Origin of the sequence: Pseudoduganella namucuonensis, from assembly GCF_900116645.1 — a bacterium.
GTDB lineage: Bacteria > Pseudomonadota > Gammaproteobacteria > Burkholderiales > Burkholderiaceae_D > Rugamonas > Rugamonas namucuonensis.
In genome coordinates this window covers 69,358-84,708 of record NZ_FPBO01000024.1, presented here as the reverse complement: position 1 = coordinate 84,708, position 15,351 = coordinate 69,358, and the positions used below count along the sequence as shown (strand labels likewise).

The 15,351-nt window shown below is 66.7% G+C and carries 12 protein-coding genes; 2 read left to right on the top strand and 10 right to left on the bottom strand.

What is annotated here, in order from left to right; all coding sequences use genetic code 11:
- Positions 1-38: 38 nt before the first annotated feature.
- The 6 genes from BM436_RS22830 to BM436_RS22805 all read right to left on the bottom strand — a co-directional run bounded on the left by BM436_RS22830 (position 39) and on the right by BM436_RS22805 (position 6,684).
- Positions 39-1,169 (bottom strand): ABC transporter substrate-binding protein, encoded by a 1,131-nt coding sequence (locus tag BM436_RS22830; protein WP_093557840.1) that lies wholly within the window; start codon positions 1,167-1,169, stop codon positions 39-41.
- A 188-nt stretch (positions 1,170-1,357) separates the two neighbouring features.
- Positions 1,358-1,831, bottom strand: a complete 474-nt coding sequence (locus BM436_RS22825; protein WP_093557839.1) for a MarR family winged helix-turn-helix transcriptional regulator — start codon at positions 1,829-1,831, stop codon at positions 1,358-1,360.
- A 99-nt stretch (positions 1,832-1,930) separates the two neighbouring features.
- On the bottom strand, positions 1,931-2,695 hold the full coding sequence (locus tag BM436_RS22820; RefSeq protein WP_093557838.1) for an SDR family NAD(P)-dependent oxidoreductase: 765 nt from the start codon (positions 2,693-2,695) through the stop codon (positions 1,931-1,933).
- Between the two features lie 15 nt (positions 2,696-2,710).
- Entirely contained in the window at positions 2,711-3,958 is a 1,248-nt protein-coding gene (locus tag BM436_RS22815; protein WP_093557837.1) for a thiolase family protein, read from the bottom strand.
- Positions 3,959-3,968: 10 nt separating this feature from the next.
- Positions 3,969-5,828: a feruloyl-CoA synthase gene (locus BM436_RS22810; protein ID WP_093557836.1), complete on the bottom strand. Its 1,860-nt coding sequence runs from the start codon at positions 5,826-5,828 to the stop codon at positions 3,969-3,971.
- A 31-nt stretch (positions 5,829-5,859) separates the two neighbouring features.
- Positions 5,860-6,684: a crotonase/enoyl-CoA hydratase family protein gene (locus BM436_RS22805; protein WP_093557835.1), complete on the bottom strand. Its 825-nt coding sequence runs from the start codon at positions 6,682-6,684 to the stop codon at positions 5,860-5,862.
- 101 nt (positions 6,685-6,785) lie between these two features.
- Between BM436_RS22805 and BM436_RS22800 the strand changes: the two genes are divergently transcribed.
- Positions 6,786-8,351 (top strand): acyl CoA:acetate/3-ketoacid CoA transferase, encoded by a 1,566-nt coding sequence (locus BM436_RS22800; RefSeq protein WP_093557834.1) that lies wholly within the window; start codon positions 6,786-6,788, stop codon positions 8,349-8,351.
- Positions 8,352-8,427: 76 nt separating this feature from the next.
- Here the strand turns inward: BM436_RS22800 and BM436_RS22795 are convergent, their stop codons facing one another.
- From BM436_RS22795 to BM436_RS22785, 3 genes are all read right to left on the bottom strand, one after another.
- On the bottom strand, positions 8,428-11,469 hold the full coding sequence (locus BM436_RS22795; protein WP_143133283.1) for a hypothetical protein: 3,042 nt from the start codon (positions 11,467-11,469) through the stop codon (positions 8,428-8,430).
- Positions 11,470-11,553: 84 nt separating this feature from the next.
- The gene (locus BM436_RS22790; RefSeq protein WP_093557832.1) at positions 11,554-12,069 is read right to left on the bottom strand and encodes a GNAT family N-acetyltransferase; all 516 of its coding nucleotides are present in this window, start codon (positions 12,067-12,069) and stop codon (positions 11,554-11,556) included.
- Positions 12,044-12,340 carry a type II toxin-antitoxin system TacA family antitoxin gene (locus BM436_RS22785; RefSeq protein ID WP_093557831.1) on the bottom strand — a complete coding sequence of 99 codons (297 nt, stop codon included), beginning with the start codon at positions 12,338-12,340 and terminating at the stop codon, positions 12,044-12,046. The genes BM436_RS22790 and BM436_RS22785 overlap by 26 nt, the downstream gene beginning before the upstream one ends.
- A gap of 275 nt (positions 12,341-12,615) precedes the next feature.
- Between BM436_RS22785 and BM436_RS22780 the strand changes: the two genes are divergently transcribed.
- Complete coding sequence (locus tag BM436_RS22780) at positions 12,616-13,875, top strand: glycoside hydrolase family 5 protein (RefSeq protein WP_218164913.1); 1,260 nt, start codon at positions 12,616-12,618, stop codon at positions 13,873-13,875.
- Positions 13,876-13,990: 115 nt separating this feature from the next.
- Here BM436_RS22780 and BM436_RS22775 read toward each other — a convergent pair whose 3' ends face one another.
- Positions 13,991-15,349, bottom strand: a complete 1,359-nt coding sequence (locus BM436_RS22775) for a M20/M25/M40 family metallo-hydrolase (RefSeq protein ID WP_093557830.1) — start codon at positions 15,347-15,349, stop codon at positions 13,991-13,993.
- Positions 15,350-15,351: the final 2 nt, after the last annotated feature.

The window sequence follows — 15,351 nt, the reverse complement described above, 5'->3', positions numbered from 1 at the left end:
TCATGGCCGCCCCCCACGCGCCGCGCAATGGCGCTGCTTCATTGCGCCACCGCCTTGAAGGCGCCGTTCTGGATGGTCAGCATCATGCGCGAGTTGGAGCCCAGGCCGAAATGGTCGGCCGGGGTGTAGTGGATCACGCCCTGGGTGATGGGGATGTTGCCCATGCCCTCGAGCGCCTGCTTGAGCGCGGCGCGGAACTCCGGCGTGCCGGGCTTGCCCTTCTTCAGCGCCTCGGGCACCACCACCTGCAGCACCAGCTGGGCGTCGTAGGCGTGGGCGGCGAACTGGTTGCGCGTGCCGGCGCCATACATCTTCTCGTAGCGTTCGACGAAATCGACCGCCAGCTTTTTCGACGGATGGCTGTCCGGCAGCGATTCCGGCACCACCGCCAGGCCGGCCACGATGAAGGCGCCCTCGACGTCCTTGCCGCCCAGGCGCATCAGGTCGCGCGAGGCGGCGCTGTGGGTCTGGTAGATCTTGCCCTTGAAGCCGCGTTCGACCAGCGTCTTGTGCGGCATGGCCGCGCCGCTGCCGGAGGCCACCACCAGCACCGCGTCCGGATTGCTCGACACCACCTTCAGCGCCTGCGCGGTGACGCTGGTGTCGGCGCGGCCGAAGCGTTCGGCCGTGGTGAGCTGGATGCCCATGGACTTGGCCGCCGCCGTGATCTCGCGCAGCCAGCTTTCGCCGTAGGCGTCGGCGTAGCCGAGGAAGGCGATGCTCTTCACGTTGGCCGCCTTCATGTGGCGGATCACGCCGGAGGCCATCACGGCGGTCGATTGCGGCAGGCGGAAGGTCCAGGCGCCCTTCCCTTCGGGCAGTTCCAGCGGCGAGGTCGCCATCTGCACGGTCTGGCCCTCGGTGGCGACCTCGGAAATGGCGATGGCGGCCGGGGTGGCGCTGGAACCGATGATCAGGTCCACCTTGTCGTCGGTGATGAAACGGCGCGCGTTCTTGCTGGCCTGGGTGGGGTCGCTGGCGTCGTCCAGGTAGACCAGCTTGACCTTCTCGCCGGCGATGGTGTCGGGCCACAGCGCGAAGCCGTTCTTGGTGGGGATGCCCAGGCCGGAGGCGGGACCGGTCAGCGGCATGCTCACGCCGATCGTGATGTCGGCGTGGGCCGCGCCGAAGAGCGACGCCAGCAGCACTGCGCAAAGGGATTTTTTCATTTCGGTCTCCTAGTTTGTGAAGTGACAATTCTTATTAGATATAACTATTATTTAGTATAACCATTACGACGGCAAAAGCAAGCTGTATCAGTGTACCTGTGCGTGCGCGAGACAACGTAAAGAGGACGTGAATATGGACGGCCGGCGGCCGGGGTGTCGCCCCCGGGCCACGGTGCCGGGAAAGCGGATCAGGCGATCTTCTGCAGCAGGCGTATCAGCTCGGCGCGCTCGGCGACGGTCAGCTTGTTGGAGGCGGCGATTTCCAGGTCGCTGGCGGTCTTCTCCGCCTTGTCGCACAGGCGCGCGCCGTCCTCGGTCAGCACCAGCGTCTGCGAGCGCTTGTCCAGCGGGTTGCGCTGGCGCTGTATCAGGTGGCGGCCCTCCAGCTTGTCCAGCAAGGTGGCCAGGTTGGGCGGCGACACGTTGATGGCCGCCGACAGCCGCTTCTGCTGGATGTTGGGATTGGCCTTGAGCAGGCTCAGCACCGTGAAATCGACCGGCCGCAGCTCGTACTTCGCCATGCGCTTCTCGAACACGGGCATGATGGAGAGGTAGGCGCGCTTGAGGTTGTAGCCCACCAGGCTAAGCAGCACGCGCTGGTCGAGCGCCTGGTCGGCGGTGTCCTGGATGGCGCTGATAAGGTCGGCGGATTTCTTCGGCATGGCGGTTCGTTGGAGTGGGGACGGCGGCGCGGACCACACAGGATTCGCGCCGGCCGTATGTTAGCACGCGCCGCCAGGGCGCGCGAACGGCGGTCCTCGTCAGCGCGGAGGCAGGCGCAGCGCGCCGTCCAGCCTGATGACTTCGCCGTTCAGCGACAGGTTGCCGGCGATGTGCACCGCCAGTTGCGCGAACTCGGACGCCTTGCCCAGGCGCTTGGGGAACGGGATCGACGCGCCCAGCGACTGCTGCACCTCCTCCGGCAGCTGGTACAGCAGCGGCGTGAGGAACAGGCCGGGCGCGATGGTCATCACGCGCACGCCGAACTGCGCCAGGTCGCGCGCCAGCGGCAAGGTGAGCGAGGTGATGCCGCCCTTGGAGGCGGCGTAGGCGGCCTGCCCCACCTGGCCGTCGAAGGCCGCCACCGACGCGGTGCAGACGATCACGCCGCGTTCGCCGTCCTCCAGCGGGTCCAGCGCCACCATCTCGGCCGCCGCCAGGCGGATCGCGTTGAAGGTGCCGACCAGGTTGACGTTGATGACGCGGCTGAAGTCCTCCAGCGGCATGGCCTGGCCGTCGCGCCCGACCAGCCGCTTGGCGCCGCCGATGCCGGCGCAGTTCATCAGGATGCGGGCCGGGCCGTGGGCCTCGCGCGCCAGCGCCAGCGCCTCGCGCACGCTGGCCTCGCTGGTGATGTCGCAGCGCGCGGCCACGCCGCCGATCTCGCGCGCCAGCGCCTCGGCGGCCTCCATATTGATGTCCAGCACCGCGACCTTGGCGCCCGCCTGCGCCAGCTGGCGCGCCGTTTCGGCGCCCAGCCCCGACGCGCCGCCGGTGACCAGCGCCGCTTGACCTTGTACATTCATAATGCTCTCCTGGTTTTAGTAATGTGGGTTTTCGATCAGCAGCGCGATGCCCTGGCCGCCGCCGACGCAGGCCGAGGAAACGCCATAGCGCTTGCCGCTGCGGCGCAGTTCGCGCGCCAGGGTGACCGTCAGGCGCACGCCGGTGGCCGCCAGCGGGTGGCCGAGGGCGATGGCGCCGCCGTTGACGTTCAGGCGCGCGCGGTCCAGCCCCAGTTCGCGCTCCACGGCGATGGTCTGGGCGCCTTGCGCCTCGTTGATCTCGAACACGCCGATGTCGTCCAGCGTCAGGCCGCTGCGCTCGAGCAGCAGGCGGATCGCGTTGGCCGGGCCGATGCCCATGATTTCCGGCGGCACGCCGACCACCGCGCAGCCCAGCACGCGCGCCAGCGGCGCGTGGCCGTTGCGGCGCGCGTAGTCGCCGGAGGTGACGATGGTGGCCACGGCCGCGTCGACCAGGGCCGAGCTGTTGCCGCCGGTCTGCACGCCGCCCTCGTAGATGGGGCGCAGCTTGTTGAGCACCTCCACCGGCGATGGACGCGGATGGGTGTCGCGCGCCGCCTCGGCCACCTTGGGCGGCAGCGCGATGCCGCGCGTGGCGTAGCCGTCCAGCTCGAACTTCTCGCTGACGACCGGCACGATCTCCCCGGCCAGGAAGCCTTCCTCCTGGGCGCGCAGCGCGCGCTCGAACGACAGCGCGGCGTAAGTGTCGACCTCGGCGCGGCTGATGCCGTACTTCTTCGCCAGGTTTTCCGCCGTCTGCGGCATGGTGATGCCGGGCGCGGGATCGATCAGCGCCTCCCACATATAGTCCTTGAACTCGACCGGCGCGCCCAGCTTGAAGCCGGTGCGGTGGCCGAAGGCGGCGATCGGGTTGCGCGTCATGTTCTCCGTGCCCACCACCAGCGCCGCGTCGGTGTAGCCGCGCTCGATCTGGTCGCCGGCCTGGCGTATCAGCTCGAAACCGGTGCCGCAGATGCGTTGCACGTTGATGGCCGGGACCTCCATCGGCACGCCGGAATACAGGCCGATGTGGCGCGGCAGCACGAACTGGAAGTAGTCGCCGGGCGCCATGTTGCCGGTGATGACGGAGCCGATGTCGGACGCCGGCACTCCGCTGCGCTGGAACACCTCGCGCGCCACCTTGATGCCCAGGTCCGTCGGCGAGACGCCGCCGAAGTGGCTGCAATAGTCGACCATGGGCGTGCGCACGCCGTCGATCATCCACACGTCGTCGAAACTGGAGTAAAAGCCTTTGCTTGCCATGTTTGTTTCCCTATGCGTTGTCTGGTTTGATGATGGCGGGGTCGGTGTCGCCGTACAGCGCCTCCACCAGCGCGGCGCGGTGCTGCAGCACGGCGCGCTGGTTGATCGTCCCCTTGTCGGTGATTTCGCCCTTGTCGATATTGGGCGGATCGAGCAGGATCAGCGCGCGCTCCACGCGGTTGGCGCTGCCCGTGCCCTGCGCGTGCAGGCGGGTCACCATTTGCTGGAAGAAGGCGCGCACGGCCGGCGCGGCCAGCACCTCGGCGTCGCCCGCGTCCGGCCCCAACGCGGCCAGCTTGCGGCACTGGGCCAGGTTGGGCAGCAGCAGCAGGCCCAGTTCCTTCCTGTCGTGGCCGGTGATGACCACGTCCTGCAGGCAGGGCGCGCCCTCCACGATCACGCGGCCGCGCAGCGGGCCCACGCTGACCCAGGTGCCGGTGTAGAGCTTGAAGTCCTCCGCCACGCGGCCGTCGAACACGAAGCCGAGGTCGGGCTGGTCCGGGTCGTACCAGCGCACCGCATCGCCGGAGCAGAAGAAACCCTCCTCGTCGAAAGCGGCGCTGGTCTGTTCGGGGTCGCGCCAGTAGCCGGGCGTGACGTTGGGGCCCTTGTAGCGCACCTCGGTCTTGTCGCCGTTCGACAGCAGCTTGATGGTGATGCCCGGCAGCGGCACGCCGATCTGGCCGGCGCGCACCTGCTCCTGCACCACGAACATGGCCGAGGGCGCGGTCTCCGTCATGCCCAGGCCGCAGTTCATCACGATGCGTTCGCCGATGGTGCGCTCGGCCACCGCGTGCAGCTTGTCCCAGATGGTCTGCGGCAGCGCGGCGGCGGCGTAGAACTGCATCCGCAGCCGGCTGTGGAAGTGCGCGCTCAGTTCCGGGTCCGCCTCCAGCGCGTAGGCCAGGTCCTCCCAGCCCTTGGGCACGTTGAAATAGACGGTGGGCGCGATCTCGCGCAGGTTGCGCAGGGTGGCGGCCATGCCCTGCGGCGTCGGGCGGCCCTCGTCGATGTACATGGTGCCGCCGTTGTACAGCACCAGGCCCAGGTTGTGGTTGCCGCCGAAGGTGTGGTTCCACGGCAGCCAGTCCACCAGCACCGGCGGCTCCTCCGCCAGGAAGGGCCAGCACTGCGCCATCATCTGCAGGTTGCTGCACATCATGCGCTGGGTGTTGATGACGGCCTTGGGCATCTTGGTCGAGCCGGAGGTGAACAGGAACTTGACGATGGTGTCGGCGTTGGTGGCCGCCTGCACCGCCTCCAGCTCGGCCGTCGGTTCGCAGTCGAGCAGCGCGGCGAACAGCGTGGCCGGACGGCCGGCGGGCGGCGCCTCCGTCACCACGAATTCCACGCCGGCCGGCACGCAGGCCTCGACGGCGGCGGCGAAGGTCTCGCCGTGCGCGGCGAACACCATGCCGGGCGAGAGCAGCTTGACCACGTGGCGCAGCTTGTCGTAATCCTTGGACAGCAGCGAATAGGCGGGCGAGATGGCCGAATACGGCACGCCGGCGTACTGGCAGCCCAGCGCCAGCATCGCGTGTTCCAGGTCGTTGTCCGACAGGATCAGCACCGGGCGGTGCGGCGACAGGCCTCGCGCCAGGATGCTCTGGCCGATGTGGCGGGCGCGCCGCAGCGCGTCGGCGTAGCCGATGCGGACCCACTCGCCGTCGCGGCCGCGCTTGGCCAGGAAGGTGCGCTCGGGCGCGGCGGCGGCCCAGTGGCGCAGGCGGTCCATCAGCCGCTTCGGGTAGGCCTCCAGCGGCTGCGCCACTTTCACGTGGATGGCGCCGTTGTCCTGCGGTTCGATGTGAACGCCGCCGATGCCGAAGTTCAGGCGGCGGTAGCGCGGGGATGCTGTTGCAGCTGTCATGCTGGTCTCCTGTTTTTCGTGTTCGTGCGCGTCAGGCCTTGAACTGCACCTTGTTGATCTTGCGGTCCAGGAAGGCCGCCAGGCGGTCCCGGGTCTCCGGCTCGCTGACGGCGACGGCCGCCATCAGCGACTCCGTCACCAGCCCGTCCTGGATGGACTGGTCGGCGATGCGCGGCAGCACGTGCATCACGGCGTAGTTGCTCATCGCCGCGTTGTCGGCGATGCGCGCCGCCAGCTCCATCGCCTTGGCCATGCCCTCCCCCTCGCCGACCAGGTACTGCGACACGCCGGTGCGGTAGCCGTCGTCGGCGCTCAGCACGCGGCCGGTCAGCATCATGTCCGTCATGGCCGGCACGCCCACCAGGCGCGAGATGCGCACCGAGCCGCCGCCGCCCACGAACAGGCCGCGCTGCCCCTCCGGCAGGGCGTAGAAGGCCGAGGCCTCGGCCACGCGGATGTGGGCCGCCGCCGCCAGTTCCAGGCCGCCGCCGACCACCGCGCCGCGCAGCACGGCGATCACCGGCACCCGGCCGAACTGCACCTGCTCGAAGGCGCCGTGCCACATGCGCGAATGGTGCATGGCCTCGCCGGTGGCGCGTTCGCGCATCTCCGACAGGTCCAGCCCGGCGCAGAAGTGCTCGCCCTCGCCAGACAGTACCACCACCTTGACCGCTTCCGGCAGGGTTTCGAAGGCGTTGCGCAGCGCCAGCACCAGGGCGTCGCTCAGGGCGTTGCGCTTGGCCGCGCGGTTGATGGAAATGCGGGCCACCGCACCCTCGTATTGGATGTTCAGCAGCTCTCCGGCGGTGTGCGCCGGGTTGGCGGCGTTGCTCTCTTGACTAGTCTCTGGGCTCATTTTGGTCGCTTCAAATTAGTTTTAAAATATAACTATTATTCAGTATAATCAAATTCAGGCGAAAAGCAAGCCTTGTGAAAATCAACTGGAGGAGCACTAATATGAAGATCATCAGCGCCGATGAGGTGGGGACCCTGATAGCCGACGAGGCGACCATATTCCTGGGCGGGCTGGCCATGACCAGCCTGCCGGAAGAGATATTGAAGGGGCTGGAGCGCGCCTTCCTGGCCACCGGCCACCCGCGCCGCCTGAGCACCTGGGCCTGCGGCGCCATCGGCAACAGCGGCGACGGCGGCATGGTGCACTTCGCCCACCCCGGCATGATCAAGCGCACGGTGGCGGGCCACTTCGGCCAGACCGGCAAGGAAATGATGAAAATGGTGTACGACGGCGAGGTGGAGGCCTACAACTTCCCGCAAGGCTCGCTGTCGCACCTGCTGCGCCACATCGCCGGCCGCACGCCCGGCCTGCTGACCAAGGTGGGCCTGGGCACCTTCGTCGACCCGCGCCTGGAGGGCGGAAAGCTGAACGCCACCTGCAGCGAGGACCTGGTGCGCCTGGTGGAATTCGCCGGCGAGGAATGGCTGCACTACCCCTGCCCCAAGATCGACGTGGCCATCATCCGCGGCACGCTGGCCGACGAGGACGGCAACATCACGCTGGACAAGGAAGGCATGCTGCTCGAGCAGCTGTCGATCGCGCAGGCGGCGCGCGCCTGCGGCGGCGTCGTCATCGTGCAGGTCGAGCGCGTGGTGGCCTCCGGCAGCCTGCACCCCAAGGCGGTCAAGGTGCCGGGCGTGCTGGTGGACTACGTGGTGATCGGCAAGCCGGAGAACCACATGCAGAGCATCGCCACCCAGTTCGACCCGGCCCTGTGCGGCGACCTGCGCGTGCCGCTCAACTCGCTGAAACCGATGGCGCTGGACGAGCGCAAGGTGATCGCGCGCCGCGCCGCCTGCGAGCTGACGCCGGGCGCGGTCAGCAACCTGGGCATCGGCATCCCGGCCGGCGTGCCGTCCGTGGCGGCGGAGGAAGGCGTGTCGCACCTGCTCAAGCTGAGCATCGAGAGCGGCATCAGCGGCGGCGTGCCGGCGCAACTGGGCGACTTCGGCCTGGCCTACAACGCCGAGGCCATCATCGAGCAGTCCTCGCAGTTCGATTTCTACGACGGCGGAGGCCTGGACGCCAGCTTCCTCGGCCTGGCGCAGGTGGACGCCAGCGGCAACGTCAACGTCAGCAAATTCAGCGGCCGGCCGGTCGGCTGTGGCGGTTTCGTCAACATTACCCGCTCCACGCCGACGCTGGTGTTCTGCGGCACCTTCACGGCCGGCGGCTTGAAGGTGGAAGTGGAGGACGGCAAACTGACCATCGTCCAAGAAGGCAAGTCGCGCAAATTCATCGAGCAGGTCGAGCAGGTCACCTTCAACGGCCTGGACGCCGCCCTGCGCCGCCAGAACGTGCTGTTCGTGACCGAGCGCGCGGTGTTCAAGCTGACCGCCGAGGGGCTGGAGCTGACCGAGATCGCGCCCGGCGTGGACCTGCAGCGCGACGTGCTGGCGCACATGGGATTCACGCCCATCATGCGCGATGTGCGGCCGATGGACGCGGCGCTGTTCCAGGCCAGCTGGGGCGGATTGGCGGCGGTGCTCGGCCAGGCGCCCGCCTGACCGGACAAACCGTCCCTGACGGGCGCAAAAGCCGCGCCGGGCTCCCAAAGCCGGTGCGGCCGCCCGCCGCGGATTTTCAAATGCGCCCCTCGGCCGCTTGCCGGTCCTCCTCCAGTATTTCCATGCAGGCGCCCAGCTTGGCCGCTTCGTTGCCACGCTTAAGCGCCCGTATGAACAAGCGGCGCGATTCGGCATCGAGCGGGGCGAACATCGCATCGGCCAATTGCCGTTGCTCGGAGCTCCCCAGGCGCGCAAACGTCCTGTCGGGTATTCCCGCGAAGACCTTCGCCCCGGTTTCCCGATAGGAGGAAAGGCGGACGTGGCGCACCAGTTCATTGACCGCCGCGCCTTGCGCGTCCGCGTCCGGAGAGCCCAGCTTGCGAATCCGCAGCCGGGACCAGTCCAGAACAATATGCGCGCGCGTGGCCGGCGAAACGCCGGGCAGCCCGGCGCCCAGCACGGCGTCGTAAAGCGATTCAAGCGCTTGCCGGGCATCATCGGCCATGTCCTCTGGATCGAAGGCCATGCCGCACATGGCGAGCAGCGACGCGACCGCGTTGGAGGCGTAACGGGACGACTCCAGGGAACCGGCAAGCCCGGCGGGCCCGCGCCGGATCGCCATGCGCATGGCGTTCACATCGCCCCCCCGGATGGCGCCATCGGCCAGGCGCGGCGCGAACGCCCTGCCCAGCATCCTGAGCTGACCGGTAAGCCGGTTTTCCGCCGGCCGCCCGGGCTCGCCCGGCGTGGCGGGCGCCCGCGGCCCCTCCCCGCTCTCGCGCAGCACGGCCTCCACGGCGTCCGCCGCGAGGCGTTCGACCTCCTTTGCCACGTCGGCGGGGGTGAATTGCTTCAGTCCGGTCTCGTGCATCCAGCCGAAGCCGTACAGTTTTTCGACCAGCTCTTCCCGCGTTTCCCGTCCCGCCGTGATACGCAATCCCGCTCCCTCGTCGGTCACGTCCAGCATGCTGGACGCGAGGAAGCCGAAGCTGTCGCGATACTCGAGCTGGCGCGACAGCCGCCGCTTACCCTCGTGCAGCGCGCCATCGCCGATGATCATGAAGGGCAGGCCCTCTTCCCGGCGCACGTCGATCTTGCCCGAACGGCGCGCGGCATCGAAACAGAATTTGTCGATGAAGGCGGCGTTCCGCGCCGCCTCCCCTATCGTCTCCAGTTCGCTGGCGTGGGCGTGCGTCATGAAATGGGTCAGCAACTGGCTTTCATCGTTCCCCATCCAGCCAAGGTCCCGCTCGGCCTTGCGCAGCTTGGCGGCCGCGGCCCGCGTTTTCGCATCGTCCCTGGCGATGACGGTGACGCCCCCCGCCATGATCTTGGCGCTGCCCAGCGAGGTGTATTTCTGATAGCTCTTACACAGGACGATCTTGAGCCGGCCGCTGTCGATGTGGGGCCGCAGCCGGGTAAGCACGGCCTCCAGATCGGAGCGCCCCTCCGGTTTCCGCTGCTCGATCGTGGTGTCGAGCACCAGCACCGCCGGGCTGCCCGCGTCCATCTTGCCGGCGCCCAGCCACGCCTCCATCCGCCCGATCAGCTTTTCCGCATCCCAGCTGTTGGCGGAATCGTCCTCCTTCATCCAGGGACGGCTGGGATTGAGGGGGGCGATGCGTATCCGGTCCTTGTCCAGCCACTTCCGTCCTTCGGACCTCAGATCGAGCGATTCAAAGTAATCGGGCAGCTTCTCCTGCTGCGCCAATGGCTGGGTGCGCTTGGCGCCACTCAGCTTCCGGGCGGCGTCGATGCCCATGGAGATCGCCTCCATGCCGCTGGAAACCAGATAGGTTTCCGGCTCGGCGATATGGAGCGCCTCGAGGACCGGTCCGGCCCGCGCTTTCAACATGGCGGAGGCGGCTTGCTTGAAATCGGCGTCCTCATAGGGCTTGCTGGAAGCCAGCAGCAAATGCAGCTCCTCCAGCAACGCGGCGTAGGCGGGGAAAAAGCGCGCCGAATCCTCCGTCAAGGCCGGCAAGGCGCGGGCCAGGTCCGTCAGTGCGCCGAACGCGTTCGCGATGAGCGGATCGTGCCTGAATTCCGGCGAGTCCGCCTTTCCGGCCAATGCCGTCCGCAAGCCGGCGAGCACGGACACGGCGGCGTTGGCTGTCGATCGCATCGCATGCCCGTCGGGCAAGCGCTGGAGAGCGGAAATCACTTCCTTGCCGTCCTCGCTCAACAATTCAAGCAAGGCCTTGCGGTTGTCGAGCCCGGGCTCCAGGCGGGAGGGGGCTGGTCCGGGATTGGCGGCCTGGTGGGCGAGCTTGTTCACCGCATGGATCGACGGCCGCCCGCCCAGCAGCTTCAACATCTCCTCGGCCTTCGCCGCGTCGGCGCCGCTTTTGAACTCGATCGCGACCAGGCCGGGACGCAAGGGCCGCACTTTGCCGGCCGCCACTTTTTTCAGGCCGGAGGCGATCTTCCAGCGATCCAGTGTCTTGGAAGCGGACTTCAAATGATCGTGCCGGAGCCTGGCCAGGATGCGGGACGCGTTGGTCTTGGAATTGACAAACAGCACCCTGTCGGCTGGATGCGCATGACCCAGGCCTTGATATATACCCAGGCATTGCTGGCGCAGTCCAGGATGTGGCGCATCGCGCTGATATTCCGCGCTGAGGTCGTGCGCTATCCTCAAGCCATGCGGCATATCCTGGCGCGGATGCCGCGGATGCAGCGGCACATGGTTCTTCACCGTCCGCAGGCCATACTGTTCGGCCAGGTATCCGGCGTCCGGAATGGCCCGCAGCTGCCGCCGCCGCGTCGCGGCATGAGTGGCGGGGCCGATCTGGTCGCTGGCCACCGCGCTGTCGTGCATCCAGCGCAGCGCCAAGTGCCGATGCAGGCTGTCGCCGAATCCGTGCGCCGGGTGGTCGGCCGTCCACTGGCCATCCCTCGCCGCCACCGCCGTGTCGTCGCGGAACGTGGCTTGCTTCAACCATGCGGGGCACGCCAGTCTCGCGCGCGCGTAAATGGGACGCTCCGCCGCCGGCGCCGCCGGATCGCCCCGATGCTTGCTCCCCGTTTCTCGGTCACTCTCCCTCGGCGCATGCGCGGCCCGCGTGTACAGAGGAGACTGGCTTGCGATTTTCATTCCATGCTCGGCGAAGTCCATGCCTTCGTGAGTGGCATGGTGTTCGGAATGGTTCGGCCGGACTGGCTATTTTTTGGTTCGTCACGGGATGCAGACGACGGTCCGTTACTCTTCCGGGTCCTTCAGGGGATATGGATCCATGTCGGAAATACGCAGAACCAGCGTATCAGGATCGTCAGGGAACGGCTCAAAGCCATACTTTTCGTAGAAGGCGGCGGCACAGTCCTTGGCATCCACGAAGAGACCGAAACCACCAACCTGCTGCGCTACCCGATAGACCTTTTCCATGGCTTCATTCAGCAGGCGCTCGCCGTATCCTTTGCCTTTCATTCCGGCCGAAACAGCCAGCCTGGTCAAGGTGTAGCCCGTTACAATTTTTGGCATCCGCTTTCGCATATCGCCGGGCAGGTCCTCGGTGGGGACCACTCCACGCGGCGCCATGGCAAAGAAGCCAATTATTTGTGCAGGTTTGTCGTCGTCTATGAGCACCCAAGTCCTGGATATCCCTTTTTGCTGACGTTGGAACGCGGTGTTCCTCAGCCAGTTATTCAGGACCGGCACACCGCAATCAAACGCTTCAACGTCATGCCCCCGTTCAAGCGCTTCCAGTTTCGACGCCATATTTCTCTCTCATAAAACGCTCGTATGCCCTCCTCCTCGCCGCATTGGGCTTGGGCGGCGCATCGAGCAGATCGAGCAACATGGCGGCATCATTCCGCGAGAGCTGAATAAAATTCTCACGGTCCACGATTTTCTGGGCTTTCTCAAGCGCGGCCTGAACGACAAAATTGTTCAAGGTGGTCCCCGTCAACTCCGCCGCCGAATTCAAGGTTTCCGCTACGGCGCTAGAGATTCTTGCGGTAATCCTCTCTCTTTCCACTGGCGCGTTCATGATGTGAATACCTCAAAGGATAGGTGTTGAAGGAATAAATCACTCCAAACCACTGTAGCATCGCCGCGGATCGGCGTCAAATTGACGCCGTGCGCCATTTTGCCACCACGCACAAATCAGCTTCACACTGAGCCTCCGCTGCCTTGGGACTACAACTTTCTCGTTAAATCCTTCAACTATTCACATCCTCATAGCATTTTCAGGAAAAACGCTATCTCCAGGTAGCCGCGCTCACTATGCTGGGTCGCGCATAAAAAAACCACTTGGAGACCAGAATGAGAATCACCAAAGCGCTGTTGCTTTCCTGCCTGCTGTCGCTGGGCGCGTGCAGCAGCGGCGGCGGCGCCACCGCCACGCCGGCCACCGCGCCGGCCACCAATTCGGCCGCCACGCCAAGCGTCACGACCGGCTCGGCGCTCTACCCAGGCTACAACACCAGCCCCGCCGCGCCGGACAGCGCGGGCATGGGCGGCACGGCGGTGCAAATCGCCGGCAGGATGAAACTGGGCTGGAACATCGGCAACACGCTGGAGGCGATAGGCGGCGAAACCGCCTGGGGCAATCCAACCGTCACCAAGGAACTGATCCAACTGGTCAAGGCCAGCGGCTTCGACGCGATCCGCATTCCGGTGTCCTGGAACCAGCACGCCGATCAGAAGACCGCGAAGATCGATCCCGCCTGGATACAGCGGGTGCGGCAAGTCGTGCAATATTGCGTCGATAACAATATGTACGTCATCGTCAATATCCACTGGGATGGGGGATGGCTGGAAAACAACGTCGTGCCCGAAAAGCAGGTGGACAACAACGCCAGGCAAAAAGCCTTGTGGGAGCAAATCGCGACGCAACTGCGCGATTTCGACGAACGCCTGATCTTCGCCGGGACCAATGAACCGAACGCGAAAACGGCCGAGCAGATGAAAGTCCTGCTGTCCTACCACCAGACCTTTGTCGACGCGGTGCGCTCCACCGGCGGCAAGAACGCCCACCGGGTGCTGGTGGTCCAGGGGCCGGAAACCGATATCGAGAAGACCGACACGCTGTGGACGACGATGCCGACCGACTCCGTCGCCAACAAGTTGATGGCCGAGGTCCATTTCTACACGCCCTACGGCTTCGCCCTGCAGGCCAAGGATGAAAGCTGGGGCAAGCAGTTCTATTACTGGGGCAAGGACTACCATTCCAGCACCGACGTGGAACGCAACGCCACCTGGGGCGAGGAAGCGGCGGTGGACCAGCTGTTCCGCCTGATGAAGCTGCGCTTCGTGGACAAGGGCATCCCCGTGATCCTCGGCGAGTTCGGCGCCATGCGCCGGGACAACCTCACCGGCGAGGCCCGCGCCCTGCACCTGGCGTCCCGCGCCTACTACCTGAAGTACGTGACCCGGCAGGCGGCCGCGAATGGCCTGGTGCCTTTCTATTGGGATAGCGGCGCGCTGGACAACTTCGGCTCCGGCATCTTCAACCGCAGGGAGAACACCGTGTTCGACCGGCCGGCGCTGGACGCCATGGTCCAGGGCGCGGGAAAACCATAACGGCGAGTGAAGCGCCCCATCACTGTCAATGGTTCCACGGTGCTGTTTGGCTTGAACATTTGCTTCGAGCTTCCGGCCGAATCATCGGCGAGACACAATTTTTTGTGATCGGATCTCAGTTCGCCATCAGCCAAGCGAATGCCGCGTACGCCGCGACGTTCTGCCGCAAGGCGGCTGGATCGATCTTGTCGAGCGTATCGTTGGCGCTGTGGTGATGATCGAACAGGTCGGCCGCATCCTGGGCCAGTTGCGCCCACGGGGCACCCCGTTTCGCGACGAACGCGACGTCCGGCCCCGGCACGCCTTCCGCACCGTCCAGGGCAATGCCGAGCGGCTGCAGCACACGCGCGAGCCGGCCAGTCAGGACAGGATCGGCGGGCACATGACGCAGCGCATAAATGCGGCCGGCGCCCCAGTCGCTTTCCACCGCAATCCGGTGACTCGCTCGATCCGCCGCATGCCGGGCGGCATAGGCCTGCGCGCCGTCGAAGCCATTTTCCTCGTTGGCGAACAGGACCACGCGCACGGTGCGTGCCGGTACCTGGTGCGCGGCCTTGATCATGGCACCTGCCGCCATCGTGACGGCCACGCCGAAGCCGTCGTCGACCGCGCCCGTGCCGAGATCCCAGGAATCGAGGTGGGCGCCCATCATGACGACCTCCCGGGTCGGCTCCCTTCCCGTGATCTCGCCGATCACGTTGTACGACGTGTAGCGTGCGCCGGTATCGACCTCGATGTCGAGCCTGACCTCGACCGGGCGCGTCCCGCGCAGCAAACGCTCCAGCAAATCGGTGTCCGGCCCGGACACCGCCGCAGCAGGGATCGCCGCGCCGCCTTCATACACGACGCTGCCCGTGTGCGGAAGCCGGTTGTTGTCGGTGCCCAGCGACCGGATCAGCAACGCGCGCGCGCCCTTGCGTGCCGCGATCGACGCCGCCGCGCTGCGCATCGGCAGGACGGCCGCGTAGCCCGACCCGTCGGCGCGGCGCGCCATCCGCCGCGTCAACAGGACGATCCTGCCTTGCACCGCTGCGGGCGATGCTGCCTGCAGCGCCTGCACGTCCTCGAACGCGATCACGTCGGCCTGCAACGGACCGCCCGATCCCACGCTGCCGCCAAGCGCGGTGATGAGCAGCCGGCGCGGGACGGGCCCGGTCACGGACGCGGATTCGGCAACCCGGCGCCAGACCGGAAACGTCACCGGTTCCGTGTACACCTTGTCGTAGCCGAGCGCATGAAACCGCGCCACGGCCCACGCCACCGCGGCGCCATCCGCAGCCGATCCCGCCGGCCGGGCGCCGACGTCGGTCGTCAACGATTCGACGAGTCGGTACGCCGTGGTGTCCGCGAGTGCCCGGTCGCGCAGCAGCGCGGCCGTCGACTCGGGTTCGGTGCCGCTCGCGCGGGCCAGGACGGCCAGCGCGCAGAACGCGGCGAGCAGGGCGAAGCGAAGATGCGCAAACAGGCGGTTCATGA

Excerpts from the sequence above, each read along its gene's own strand:
- BM436_RS22830 (WP_093557840.1), bottom strand. The coding sequence starts at position 1,169 with ATGAAAAAATCCCTTTGCGCAGTGCTGCTGGCGTCGCTCTTCGGCGCG.
- BM436_RS22825 (WP_093557839.1), bottom strand. The coding sequence starts at position 1,831 with ATGCCGAAGAAATCCGCCGACCTTATCAGCGCCATCCAGGACACCGCC.
- BM436_RS22820 (WP_093557838.1), bottom strand. The coding sequence starts at position 2,695 with ATGAATGTACAAGGTCAAGCGGCGCTGGTCACCGGCGGCGCGTCGGGG.
- BM436_RS22815 (WP_093557837.1), bottom strand. The coding sequence starts at position 3,958 with ATGGCAAGCAAAGGCTTTTACTCCAGTTTCGACGACGTGTGGATGATC.
- BM436_RS22810 (WP_093557836.1), bottom strand. The coding sequence starts at position 5,828 with ATGACAGCTGCAACAGCATCCCCGCGCTACCGCCGCCTGAACTTCGGC.
- BM436_RS22805 (WP_093557835.1), bottom strand. The coding sequence starts at position 6,684 with ATGAGCCCAGAGACTAGTCAAGAGAGCAACGCCGCCAACCCGGCGCAC.
- BM436_RS22800 (WP_093557834.1), top strand. The coding sequence starts at position 6,786 with ATGAAGATCATCAGCGCCGATGAGGTGGGGACCCTGATAGCCGACGAG.
- BM436_RS22795 (WP_143133283.1), bottom strand. The coding sequence starts at position 11,469 with ATGGACTTCGCCGAGCATGGAATGAAAATCGCAAGCCAGTCTCCTCTG.
- BM436_RS22790 (WP_093557832.1), bottom strand. The coding sequence starts at position 12,069 with ATGGCGTCGAAACTGGAAGCGCTTGAACGGGGGCATGACGTTGAAGCG.
- BM436_RS22785 (WP_093557831.1), bottom strand. The coding sequence starts at position 12,340 with ATGAACGCGCCAGTGGAAAGAGAGAGGATTACCGCAAGAATCTCTAGC.
- BM436_RS22780 (WP_218164913.1), top strand. The coding sequence starts at position 12,616 with ATGAGAATCACCAAAGCGCTGTTGCTTTCCTGCCTGCTGTCGCTGGGC.
- BM436_RS22775 (WP_093557830.1), bottom strand. The coding sequence starts at position 15,349 with ATGAACCGCCTGTTTGCGCATCTTCGCTTCGCCCTGCTCGCCGCGTTC.